This window comes from Ancylobacter radicis (assembly GCF_018449475.1).
Taxonomy (GTDB): Bacteria; Pseudomonadota; Alphaproteobacteria; order Rhizobiales; family Xanthobacteraceae; genus Ancylobacter; species Ancylobacter radicis.
The window spans coordinates 266,202-277,271 of the sequence record NZ_JAHCQH010000014.1 but is presented as its reverse complement, the minus strand read 5'-3'; the positions used below and the strand labels follow the sequence as shown (position 1 = coordinate 277,271).

12 protein-coding genes are annotated in these 11,070 nt (G+C 68.0%); all 12 read left to right on the top strand.

Going from position 1 to position 11,070, the window contains the following annotated elements; translation table 11 throughout:
- Positions 1-48 precede the first annotated feature (48 nt).
- Positions 49-948, top strand: coding sequence for a methanol oxidation system protein MoxJ (gene moxJ, locus KIP89_RS04535; RefSeq protein ID WP_213754219.1), 900 nt, complete (start codon positions 49-51; stop codon positions 946-948).
- A gap of 72 nt (positions 949-1,020) precedes the next feature.
- Positions 1,021-1,599 carry a cytochrome c(L), periplasmic gene (moxG, locus tag KIP89_RS04530; RefSeq protein WP_213754218.1) on the top strand — a complete coding sequence of 193 codons (579 nt, stop codon included), beginning with the start codon at positions 1,021-1,023 and terminating at the stop codon, positions 1,597-1,599.
- Positions 1,600-1,638: 39 nt separating this feature from the next.
- Positions 1,639-1,956 (top strand): methanol dehydrogenase [cytochrome c] subunit, encoded by a 318-nt coding sequence (locus KIP89_RS04525; protein ID WP_213754217.1) that lies wholly within the window; start codon positions 1,639-1,641, stop codon positions 1,954-1,956.
- Between the two features lie 202 nt (positions 1,957-2,158).
- Positions 2,159-3,190, top strand: a complete 1,032-nt coding sequence (locus KIP89_RS04520; RefSeq protein WP_213754216.1) for an AAA family ATPase — start codon at positions 2,159-2,161, stop codon at positions 3,188-3,190.
- A complete protein-coding gene (locus KIP89_RS04515; protein WP_213754215.1) occupies positions 3,187-4,047 on the top strand; it encodes a DUF58 domain-containing protein in 861 nt (286 codons plus the stop codon). The genes KIP89_RS04520 and KIP89_RS04515 overlap by 4 nt, the downstream gene beginning before the upstream one ends.
- Positions 4,048-5,049 carry a nonribosomal peptide synthetase MxaA gene (locus KIP89_RS04510; protein ID WP_213754214.1) on the top strand — a complete coding sequence of 334 codons (1,002 nt, stop codon included), beginning with the start codon at positions 4,048-4,050 and terminating at the stop codon, positions 5,047-5,049.
- Positions 5,050-5,075: 26 nt separating this feature from the next.
- Positions 5,076-6,143, top strand: a complete 1,068-nt coding sequence (locus KIP89_RS04505; protein WP_250152190.1) for a vWA domain-containing protein — start codon at positions 5,076-5,078, stop codon at positions 6,141-6,143.
- Positions 6,140-6,700 (top strand): hypothetical protein, encoded by a 561-nt coding sequence (locus KIP89_RS04500; RefSeq protein WP_213754212.1) that lies wholly within the window; start codon positions 6,140-6,142, stop codon positions 6,698-6,700. The genes KIP89_RS04505 and KIP89_RS04500 overlap by 4 nt, the downstream gene beginning before the upstream one ends.
- Complete coding sequence (locus tag KIP89_RS04495; RefSeq protein WP_213754211.1) at positions 6,697-7,659, top strand: VWA domain-containing protein; 963 nt, start codon at positions 6,697-6,699, stop codon at positions 7,657-7,659. The genes KIP89_RS04500 and KIP89_RS04495 overlap by 4 nt, the downstream gene beginning before the upstream one ends.
- Before the next feature lie 107 nt (positions 7,660-7,766).
- Positions 7,767-8,252, top strand: coding sequence for an SRPBCC family protein (locus KIP89_RS04490; protein WP_250152189.1), 486 nt, complete (start codon positions 7,767-7,769; stop codon positions 8,250-8,252).
- The gene (locus KIP89_RS04485) at positions 8,249-9,214 is read left to right on the top strand and encodes a YncE family protein (protein ID WP_213754209.1); all 966 of its coding nucleotides are present in this window, start codon (positions 8,249-8,251) and stop codon (positions 9,212-9,214) included. Before KIP89_RS04490 ends, KIP89_RS04485 begins: the two co-directional genes overlap by 4 nt.
- 69 nt (positions 9,215-9,283) lie before the next feature.
- A complete protein-coding gene (locus tag KIP89_RS04480; RefSeq protein WP_213754208.1) occupies positions 9,284-11,026 on the top strand; it encodes an alkaline phosphatase in 1,743 nt (580 codons plus the stop codon).
- Positions 11,027-11,070 lie beyond the last annotated feature (44 nt).

Genomic DNA, 11,070 nt, shown 5'->3' with positions numbered 1-11,070 from the left:
GCCCGCGCGGCCCATGCGCCGCCGGCTCCGGTCCCGGAGGATCATCCCATGTCGAAGCCTGACGCTCGTCGCCGGCAAATGATTAGCCGGCTTAGTCTCATCGCCGCCAGCGTCGCCGTCACCAGCCTCGCCGGCGTCGCCCTGTCCGGCGCCGCCACGGTCGAACCGCGGCCGGCCACCCCGGCGGGGGCCAAGGAACTGCACATCTGCGCCTCCAATATCGAGGCCCCGTTCTCGGAGAAGGACAATACCGGCTTCGAGGACCGCATCGCCCGCGTGCTGGCCGAAACCATGGGCCGCAAGCCGGTCTTCGTGCGGACCGATCAGGCCGGCATCTATCTGGTGCGCGACCAGCTCGACAAGAAGAACTGCGACGTCGTGATGGGCGTCGATGTCGGCGACGAGCGCGTGCTCGCCTCCAAGCCCTATTACCGCACCGGCTATGTGCTGGTGACCAAGGCCGACCGCAACATCACCGCGACCGCCTGGGACGACCAGCAGATCAAGGACCAGAGCCGCTTCGCGGTGCGCTTCTACTCGCCGGCCGAGACCATGCTCAAGCGCATCGGCCGCTTCGAGGACAACGCCGCCTACATGTATTCGCTGGTCAACTTCAAGTCGCGCCGCAACCAGTGGACCCAGGTGCCGGGCGATCGCATCGTCACCGAGGTCGCCAGCGGCGAGGCCGATGTCGGCATCGCCTTCGCCCCCGAAGTGGCCCGCTACGTCAAGCAGTCGCCCACGGCGCTGCGCATGACGGTCATCTCCAACGATCTCGACCGCCCGAACGATACGCCGATCCCCATGCACTACGATCAGGCGATCGGCGTGCGCAAGGCTGACACGGCGCTGATCGGCGAGATCAACGCGGCGCTGGAGATGGCCCGTCCGCAGATCGAGGCCATCCTCGTCGAGGAAGGCATTCCGCTGCTCAAGCCGAATAGCTGAGCCCGTCCCAGCCGGCCCGGCCCGCCCCCAGGGGCGGCCGGGGGCCATCGATACTTACCGTGAAAAGGTCCGATGCGAACGACACATCTTCTGAAGACGGCAGCGGCACTTGTCACCGTCGGCACCCTGGTCTGGGGGGCCCACGCCGCCATCATGTTGAGCAACACGGTCACCGGCGCTCCTCTCGATCTTTCCGAAGCCCCGGAGGAGGGCCGTGACACCGAGGCGGTCAAGACGTTCCTCGCAACCGGCACGAACATCTACAACGAGAAGGCGGTCTGCCTGCCCAAGGCGCACGAGCTGTTCCTGTCCATGTGTTCGGGCTGCCACGGCCATTATGCCGAGGGCAAGATCGGGCCGGGGCTCAATGACAGCTACTGGACCTACCCGAAGAACGAGACCGATCAGGGATTGTTCGAGACCATCTTCGGCGGCGCGCAGGGCCAGATGGGCCCGATGTACGGCGCGCTGAACATGAACGAGATGCTCCTCGTCATGGCGTGGATCCGCCATGTCTACAAGGAGGATCCGCAGGGCGCTGTCTGGCTCACGCCGGAGCAGCGCAGCAAGTTCAAGCCCTTCAACGAGAACGCTTCGCACATCGAGCCAGCCGAGGAGCTGCTGCCGGCGTGCGGCGGACCGGCGGGATAACGCCGGCTTACAACGGTGGAAACGACCAGGAGACGGAACATGAGCATCATCGACCGGAAAGTGAAGTTCTCGTGCATCATCGCCGGCGCCGGCGCCTTCGGCCTCGCCATGGTGGTGGGCGCCGCCGCCTATGACGGCACCAACTGCAAGGCGCCGGGCAATTGCTGGGAGCCGAAGCCCGGCTATCCCGCGCAGGTGGCGGGATCGAAATATGATCCCAAGCACAACCCTGCGGAGCTGAACAAGCAGCAGCAGTCCATCCAGGGGATGGAGCAGCGCAACGCCCAGCGCGTGAAGTATTTCGAGCAGACCGGCAAGTTCGTCTACGACGTGACGAAGATCCCCAGCGCGAACTGACCGCCCTGCCGACAATCGCCTTCAAGAACCCACCAGTGGGCAGACAGCTTTCTCCGTCTGCCCCTCGATCCTCCGGGCATACCGTCCGGTTTGTGGGTAACTGGCGCGGCCAACGTCGTCCGGGTTCGCCCGGCGCGTGGGCCGCGCCCTTTTCCGGGCCGGCAGGACCTGCCGGGCCCGGCTCTCCCCGAAAGGCAGCCTGATGCGCGTCGTTCGCGAAACCGATTCCGTGCTGGCGGACTGGCGCGGTCATGCGCAGCGTTTCGAGCGCGAGGTGGCCAAGGTGGTTCTCGGGCAGGATCGCGTGATCCGCCTCATCACCATCGCCACCTTCGCGCGCGGCCATGTGCTGCTGGAGGGCGATGTCGGCGTCGGCAAGACCACGCTGCTGCGCGCCGTCGCCCGCGCCATTGGCGGCGCCTTCGAGCGCATCGAGGGCACGATCGACCTGATGCCGGCCGATCTCATCTATCACGCCCATCTCGGCGAGGATGGCCGCCCGCGCATCGACCCCGGCCCGCTGCTGCGCCAGGGCGAGGATCTCTCCGTCTTCTTCTTCAACGAGATCAACCGCGCCCGCCCGCAGGTGCATTCGCTGATGCTGCGGCTGATGGCGGAACGCTCGGTCTCCGCCTTCAACCGCGAATACCGCTTTCCCCATGTCCAGGTGTTCGCCGACCGCAACAAGGTGGAGCGCGAGGAAACCTTCGAACTGCCGGCGGCGGCCCGCGACCGCTTCCTCATGGAGGTGCAGGTCGGCATGCCCGCCGACGACGCCTCCCGGCGCCAGCTGGTGTTCGATCCGCGCTTCCACAATGTCGATACGCTGCTGACCGAGGTGGAGACCGGCGTGCTCGACCCGGACGCGCTGGAGACGGTGGCGCGCGCCATCCAGTCCGGCGTGCGCTCCAGCGAGGCGCTGGAGGCCTATACGCTGGCTCTGTGGGACGCGGTGCGCCGGCCCGAGGCGCTCGGCATCGAGATTGACGGCGTCGATATCCGCCGGCTGGTGCAGGGCGGGGCGAGCCCGCGCGGCATGAGCTACCTGCTGCGCGCCGCCCGCGTGCGCGCCTGGCTGGAAGGGCGCGACATCGTCGTGCCGGAGGATCTGCGCGCCGTCTTCCCCGAAGTGATGGCGCACCGCATCTTCATCGACCCGGTCTATGAGCTGCGCCGCGAGCGCGTGGTCGGCGATCTCATCGCCGGCGTGTTCGAACGGGTGCCGGCACCGTGAAGGTCGGCGACGACAGCCTCTCGCCCCAGCCCATCGCCTACCGCTTGCGCTGGCGGCCCGAGGGCATCATCCCCGGCGCCCATCCCGGACGGGGCGAGGGGGCGGAGGGCGAGTTCCGTCGTCATGTCGACCTGCTGCGCCATCCCGATCCCCGCCGCATCGATCTGCGCGTCTCGCTGCGCGATCCGCATGGCCAGCTTCATGTGCGCCAGTTCTCGCCGCGCCGGGCGGTGCCGGTCGCCGCGCTGGTCGACCTGTCCGGCTCGATGCGCTTCGGCGAGGCGGTGGCGGGGAGGGTGGCCGAGTTCGCCGCGCTGATCGCGCTCTCGGCGGTGCGCGCCGGTGACAGCTTCGCCCTGTTCGGCTGCGACGCCCATCTGCGCGCGGATGCCTTTCTGCCGTTCAGCCGTCGCCGGGGCCTCGACGACGAGGTGCGCCGGCGGCTCACCGGCCTGCGCCCGCAGGGGGCGGGCAGCGCCGGGCTGATCGAAGCCGCCGGCAGCCTGCCCGGCCGTCGCGCGCTGGTGTTCCTGGTCTCGGATTTCCTGATGCCGGAGGCGGAGCGCGAGGCCCTGCTCGATGCGCTCTGGCGCCATGACGTGGTGCCGGTAGTGGTAAGCGACGCCACGCTGGAGGAGGGCCTGCCGCGCTGGGGCTTCATCGAGATGGGCGATCTGGAGAGCGGGGCGGCCCGCCTTGTCTTCATGCGCCCGCGCCTGCGCGCCCGCTGGCGCGCCGCCGCCGCCGCCAGCCGCCGGGCCCTCGACGAGGCGTTCGTCCGGCGCGGCCTGCGTCCCTTCCATCTGCGCGACCGGCTCGACACCGAGGCGCTCACCCGCCGGCTGATGGAGGGATAGATGGGGATACCCCGCCGCGCCCGCCCTCAATTGTCCGCGCTGCTGCTCGCCCTGCTGGCCGCGCCATGCGTGGTGCCGGGCGTCGCACCCGGTGTGGCGCAGGCGCAGCTGCGCTCGGTCGAGCTCTACGCCCCGCGCCCCTTCGGCTATCTCATCGGCGACACGATCGGCCATACGGTGGAGATCGCGCTCGACGCCCCCTTCACCCTCGACCCCGCCTCGCTGCCGCAGCCCCGCAGCGTCGATTACTGGCTCGACCTGCGCGAGGTCCGGCTCGACGATCAGGGCGTGAGCGAGGGGGTGCATCGCTACCGGCTGGATCTCGTCTATCAGAGCTTCTACGCCGCGCTGGAGCCCAAGCGCCTCGACATCCCCGCCTTCACACTGTCGGCCCGCGACGGCGACCACCGCGTGTCCGTTGCGGTGCCCGCCTGGTCCTTCCTCATGTCGCCGCTGCGCGAGATCGTCTCGACCGGGCAGGGGGCGGTGATGGCGCTGCGCCCCGACATCGTCCCGCGCCCGATCCCGACGCGCGGCACCACCCTCGCGCTCGCCGCCAGTGCCGGCGTGGCGCTGGCCGGTCTGCTGGTCATCGCCTGGCAGATGGGGTGGGGACCGTTCGGCCGCCGCCGCGCCCGCCCCTTCGCCCGTGCCGCCCGTCAGGTGCGGGCCGCGATCGGCGCGATGCGACACGGATCGGTCTCATCGGCCCCATCGTCCACCTCACTGCACCGACACGCCGGTTACAAACAGGCGCTCCAGACCCTGCACCGCGCCTTTGACGCGACGGCGGGGAGGGGCGTTTTCGCCGAGGATCTGGCGGGCTTTTTCGCCGATCATGCCTCCTTTAGCGCCGCCGAGACCGAGATCCGGCACCTGTTCGAGGCCTCCCGCCGCGCCTTCTTCGGGGGCGATGTGCTTGGCGCAGAAGCGGTTTTTCCTCCCGCCGAGCTTGCCGCCCTGGCCGGGCGCCTGCGCGCCATCGAGCGGGGATCGGCATGAACGCGTGGTATCATGAAGCCTCCGTCATGACCCGCAGCTGGGGCGTCGATCATCCCCTGGTGCTCGCGCTGGGCCTGCTCGCGCTGCTGCCCCTGTTCGCTAACGTCTTCATACGTAACGGAATTCCTGCCATCGCCGCCTTCCCGCCGGACCCGCTTTCGCGCGTTCTGGGGGGCGGCCTGCGCCTCGTCAGCGCGCTCGCCATCCTCGCCCTCGTCGCCGGCCTCGCCGGCCTGCACCGGCGCGCGCAGACGGTATTAAGGGAGGGGACGGGCGCTCATCTCGTCCTGCTGCTCGACCGATCCTCCAGCATGGACAACAGCTTCGCCGACCGCGCGCCCAGCGGCGACGAACAGTCAAAATCGAGCGCGGCCAAGCACTTGCTGGGGGAGTTCGTGGCCGGCCGGCCGCATGACCGGATCGGCGTCGCCGCTTTTTCGACATCGCCGATGCCGGTGTTGCCGCTCACCGACCACCACGACGTCGTGCAGGCCGCCATCGCCGCCATCGACCGCCCCGGCCTCGCCTTCACCGATGTCGGCCGGGGCCTCGCCCTTGCCCTGTCAAGCTTTGCCGACGATACGGCGGAAGCCTCGCGCGCCGTGCTGCTGGTCTCCGACGGCGCCGCACTGATCGACCGCCGGGTGCAGGACGCCCTGCGCGACGCGGTAACGCGCACGCCAGTACATTTATACTGGCTGTTCCTGCGCTCACGCGGCGCCAAGAGCATTTTCGACGTGCCGCCACCGGGCGAGGACACCCCGCAGGCCAATCCCGAGCGCCATCTTCACCTGTTTCTTCAAAGCTTTGGCGTGCCCTACCGGGCGTTCGAGGCGACCAGCCCGCAGGCGGTGGCCCAAGCCATCGCCGAGATCAACCGGCAGGAGACACGCCCGCTCACCTATAGCGAGCGCATTCCGCGGCACGACGTCGCGCGCCCCGCCTTCGCCGTGGCGGCGCTCTGCATCTTCCTGATTTTGCTGGCGAAACTCGCTGAGCGCCCGCTGCGGCGGACGGGTTTCGCCCGCGAGGCCACCCGTCCGCCGCAGGCGGCGCCGGTGATCGCGCGCGACGGGCAGAGGAGGGCGGCATGAGAACCGGACGTCTCACCCTCATCAGCGGTATTTTATTACTTCTTCTCGGCCTCGGGGCGACGGGCTATTTCGGTGGGCGCCTGCTGTTGGACAAGCGCGACAATGGCTTCATCGCGGCGCTGGTGGCCGGGCAGGACATCGCCACCAGCGCCGACGACCCGGCCCCGGTGATCTTCGCCCGCCTGTTCTTCCTCGCCACCCGCGACCGGCTGGAGGAAGCGCAGCCGCTGGCCAATCAGCTCGCCCATGGCGAGGATCCGCGCCTTGCCGCTATGGCGCTGTACACGATCGGCAATGCCCGACTGCGGCTGGCCATCGACCACCTCGGCGTCAACCGCATCGACCCGGCGACGCCGCTGGTCCGCCTCGCCAAGCAAAACTACCGCCAAGCCCTTGTGATACAACCGGATTTCTGGGACGCTAAATATAATCTCGACATCGCCATGCGGCTGGTGCGCGACTTCCCGCAGGTCGAACTCTCCGGCGAGGAGATACCTCCCGAAGCCGCCAAGCGCCTGTGGACCGATCTTCCCGGCCTCCCAAGGGGCCTGCCATGACGCTTCTGGCTCGCCTCCTGCGCGACTGGCGCCTGACCCTCACCGCCGGTGCCCTGCTGGCCACACTCGCCGCCCTCGCCGCGCCGCAGATTGTCCAGCAACGCGAGGCGCGCGACCTGCTGCTGGTGGTCGACGTCACCGGCAGCATGAATGTGCGCGACATGGACGGCCGCTCGCGGCTTGCGGCCGCCAAGGAGGCCGCACAGGCGCTTCTCGCCGCGCTGCCCTGCCAGTCGCGCCTCGGTCTGGGCATCTTCACGGAGCGGCGGACCTTCCTCCTCTTCGAGCCGGCGGAGGTATGCGAGAACTTCGCCGCCATTGATGGCGCCATTGATGGGCTGGATTGGCGCATGGCCTGGGAAGGCGACAGCTATGTCGCGCGCGGGGTGCATTCCGCCCTCGCCATCGCGAGCTCGCTCGATGCCGATCTGGTTTTCATGACCGATGGCCACGAGGCCCCGCCGCTCGCCGCCGGTACTATGCCACCATTCGATGGGGAACCCGGTCGGACCGAAGGTGTTTTGGTAGGGATTGGCGGAACCGAGCCTGTGCCCATTCCCAAATATAACGAGGATGGCCGCGAGACCGGCTTCTATGCCGAGTCGGATGTGCCGCAGGAAAACCGCATGGGCCCGCCGCCGGAAGATGCGCCCACGCGCGCCGGCTGGAACCCGCGCAACGCGCCCTGGGGCGACGAGGTGGCCGGCGGAACCGAGCATCTCAGTTCGATGAAAGCCGAGCATCTGCAGTCCCTTGCAAGCCAGACCGGACTGGCTTTCGTGCCCTTGGAGGGTCCGATCGCGCTCAGCACTGCCGTCACGCAGAACACCCGTCCGCGTCTGGTCGAGGTGGCGGTCGACACCGCCCCCCTGCCTGCCGCCGCCGCGCTTGGCCTGCTCTCCATCCTCTTCGCCGCCGCCGCACTCACCTCGCGGCGGCCGGAACGCCTGCCCGCCTGATGAAGGAAGCCCCTATGCTGCACCGCCCTGGCCTCGCCCGATTTGCCCTTCCCCGCTTTGCCCTTGCCCGATTTGCTCTTGCCCCGGTTACCCTCGCGCTCATCCTCATGGGCCTCGCGCCGCTCTCTGCGCATGGACCAACCCCGCAAAAAGCCGACGAGACCATCATGATCTCGGCTCCGCCCGAGGCGGTGTGGAAGATATTGGCCGATTTCGGCGGCATCGCCGGCTGGCATCCGCTGGTGAAGAAGGCCACAGCGACCGGGAACGAGGCCGGCGCCGAGCGCGTCCTGACGCTGGAGAAAGGCGAGGTAAAGGAGGGACTTGATGAGGCAGACGCGGGCGCCATGCGCCTGGCCTACCGGCTTTCCCAGGAGAACATCGAGGCCCTTCCGGTCAGCTTCTACACCGCGACGATCGAGGTGAAGCCGGCGGCCGGCGGCAGCGAGGTGGCCTGGAGCGCGCGATTTTACCGTGGCGACACCAGCAATTTCCCGCCGGATGAGCTGAATGACGAGGCGGCTGTGGCGGCCATGACCGATTTCGTCAAGCAGGGCCTCGAAGGGTTGAAAGCGAAGGCCGGCGGGCAATGAAAGCCACGGCGGCGGCGCTTCTGACGGCTCTCATCGGGGCGGGGCCGTCTCCGGCCGCGGCGCGCGAGCTGGTGGCCGTCGTCTCGCAGCAGGCCGGGCAGTTGTCGATCGTCGATCCCGCCGTGCCGGCCGTCGTCGCCAGCGTCGCCCTCGCCGCCGTACCGGCCGGCATCGCCGTCAGCGCCGATGGCCGGACTGCCTTCATCACCCATCCCGACCTCGGCGCCCTGTCGCGGGTCGATCTCGCCACCACATCGGTGTCATTGCACCTCAAGGTCGGTGCCGAGCCCTTCGGCATCGCGATCGCGCCGGACGGTGTGTCCGTTCTCGTGACAGACTGGAGCGCGGATGCGCTGATCCATCTCGATGGCGCCACCGGTCGCGAGATCGCCCGCGTCGCGGTGGGGCGCTCGCCGGCCGGGCTGGTGGTGGATGCCCGCACATCGCGCGCCTATGTGGCGGACCGCGAGAGCGACACAGTCAGCGTGATCGACCTCGCCCGCATGGAGCGGATCAGCGTCATCCCGGTCGGGCGGGCGCCATTCGTCCTCGCACTTTCGCCAGACGGCCGGCGGCTCTACGTCGCCAATGTCCGCAGCAACGATCTGTCGGTCATCGACATTGAAACCGTGCGCGAGATCGCCCGGCCGCGCATCGGTCTTATGCCCTATGGCGTCGCGGTGACGGCGGATGGCAGGCAGGTCATCGTCACCAACCAGCAGAGCGGCAAGCTTGCCTGGCTCGACGCGGTGAGCCTGCGCGTACGGGCAGAGACCCGCATCGGCGAATATCCCGAGGGCGTTCTGACCCTGTCCGATGGCCGCGTCGTCGCGACCAACTGGGCCGATGACGAGCTGTGCATCACCATCCCGGAACCGGGCGCCCCGTGCCGGTGGCGCGTTCCCCTGCCGGCAGGACCACGCATGATGGAAAGCTTCACCGCAGGCAACAATATTCCCTAACGTCAGTCATCCGGGTGACACGACCACACCCTACCGAGGGCGCATCCTGTCACCTGGGGAGATACTGGGATGCGCAGCCTGCTCGCGGCCCTCGCCGCTACCACCTGCCTGATTTCTGCAGCCGATGCTGCCACGGTCTATCCGCTTGACCGCGCAACGATTCTCGTCGCCTCGCCGTTCGACATGAAAGTCGAGTTCGACGGCGTCGTGAAGCCGCAGGACGTCACCGTCACGATCAATGGCGAGCCCGCCGAAAAGGTGCTCGGCAAGGCGGTCGAGTTCGTCGAAAAGGAAAAAGGCGTCGAGGCTTCCGCGGTGATCATCCGCGCCGGCTCCATCGCCAAACCCGGCACTTACAAGGTCGAAGCCAAGGCCGGTAACGACACCAAGACCGTGAACTGGGAAGTGTTCGCCACCCCGGCCACCGCCAAGGCGAAGAACGTGATCTTCTTCCTGGCCGATGGCCTCTCGGTCGCCCACCGCACCGGCGCCCGCCTGATGTCGAAGGGCATGACCGAAGGCAAGGCCAATGGCCGCCTGACTCTCGACGACATTCCGCCGGTGGCATTCATCGGCACCTCGGCGACGAATGCGGTGGCTACCGATAGCGCCAACACCATGTCGGCCTACATGACCGGTCACAAGACGGCGGTCAACGCGATCGGCGTCTATGCCGACCGCACCAAGGACAGCCTCGACGACCCCCGCGTCGAGACCATCGCCGAGGCACTGCGCCGGACCACCAAAAAATCCATCGGCATCGTCTCCAACACCGAGATCGAGGACGCGACCCCCGCGGCCGTGGTGGCCCACACCCGCTTGCGCGCCGACAAGGCCGACATTGTCGGCATGATCTTCGAGGTCAAGCCGGACGTGATCCTCGGCGGTGGCTCGGCTTATTTCCTGCCCAAGACCACGCCCGGCTCAAAGCGTAAGGATGAGAAGGACTATATCGCGATGTTCCGCGATGCAGGCTACTCCCTCGCGACCGACAAGACCGAACTCGCTGCCACCGCCGGCACCAACACCGGCAAGATCCTCGGCCTGTTCAACACCGGCAATCTGGACACCACGCTCGACCGCGAATTCCTCAAGAAGGGCACGGTGGCCAAGTTCCCCAACCAGCCCGGCCTCGTCGACATGACCAAGGCCGCGCTCGGCCAGCTCTCCAAGAACCCGGAAGGCTTCTTCCTGATGGTTGAGGGCGGCAATGTCGACAAGATGTCCCACCCGATGGATTGGGATCGCGCCCTGGTCGACACTATCGAATTCGACAAGGCCGTCGGCCTCGCCGTCGAGTTCGCCAAGACCCATCCGGACACGCTGATCGTGGTGACCGGCGACCACACGCACGGGGTTTCCATCATCGGCACCATCGATGACGACAAGCCCGGCACCGAGATGCGCGAGAAGGTCGGCGTTTACGCCAGCGCCGGCTTCCCGAACTACACTGACGAGAATGCCGACGGCTATCCCGACCGGGTCGACGTCTCCCGCCGCCTAGCCGTCTTCTCCAGCAACTTCCCTGACTATTACGAGACCTTCCGCCCGAAGCTGGACGGCCCCTTCGAGCCGGCCGTGCAGAACGAGAAGAAGGAATACGTGGCGAACGAAGCCTATAAGGGTGTTCCCGGCGCCGTGCTGCGCGTCGGCAACCTCCCGCGCAACGCCGACACCGCCGTTCACGCCGTCGATGACGTCGTGCTTCAGGCCGTAGGCCCCGGCTCGGAAGGCTTCCGCGGCTATATGGAGCAGAGCGACGTCTACCGCGTGCTGGTCGACGCTTTCGCGCTGTCTCCGGCCCAGAACTGAGCCGATCCGCTACCGTCAAGCTCCGGTCCGGCGTACGCGCCGGG

What these genes read in the sequence shown, in the direction of transcription:
- moxJ (WP_213754219.1), top strand. Translation starts at nt 49, where the DNA reads ATGTCGAAGCCTGACGCTCGTCGCCGGCAAATGATTAGCCGGCTTAGT.
- KIP89_RS04525 (WP_213754217.1), top strand. Translation starts at nt 1,639, where the DNA reads ATGAGCATCATCGACCGGAAAGTGAAGTTCTCGTGCATCATCGCCGGC.
- KIP89_RS04490 (WP_250152189.1), top strand. Translation starts at nt 7,767, where the DNA reads ATGGGCCTCGCGCCGCTCTCTGCGCATGGACCAACCCCGCAAAAAGCC.
- KIP89_RS04510 (WP_213754214.1), top strand. Translation starts at nt 4,048, where the DNA reads ATGGGGATACCCCGCCGCGCCCGCCCTCAATTGTCCGCGCTGCTGCTC.
- KIP89_RS04520 (WP_213754216.1), top strand. Translation starts at nt 2,159, where the DNA reads ATGCGCGTCGTTCGCGAAACCGATTCCGTGCTGGCGGACTGGCGCGGT.
- KIP89_RS04505 (WP_250152190.1), top strand. Translation starts at nt 5,076, where the DNA reads ATGACCCGCAGCTGGGGCGTCGATCATCCCCTGGTGCTCGCGCTGGGC.
- moxG (WP_213754218.1), top strand. Translation starts at nt 1,021, where the DNA reads ATGCGAACGACACATCTTCTGAAGACGGCAGCGGCACTTGTCACCGTC.
- KIP89_RS04495 (WP_213754211.1), top strand. Translation starts at nt 6,697, where the DNA reads ATGACGCTTCTGGCTCGCCTCCTGCGCGACTGGCGCCTGACCCTCACC.
- KIP89_RS04485 (WP_213754209.1), top strand. Translation starts at nt 8,249, where the DNA reads ATGAAAGCCACGGCGGCGGCGCTTCTGACGGCTCTCATCGGGGCGGGG.
- KIP89_RS04480 (WP_213754208.1), top strand. Translation starts at nt 9,284, where the DNA reads ATGCGCAGCCTGCTCGCGGCCCTCGCCGCTACCACCTGCCTGATTTCT.
- KIP89_RS04500 (WP_213754212.1), top strand. Translation starts at nt 6,140, where the DNA reads ATGAGAACCGGACGTCTCACCCTCATCAGCGGTATTTTATTACTTCTT.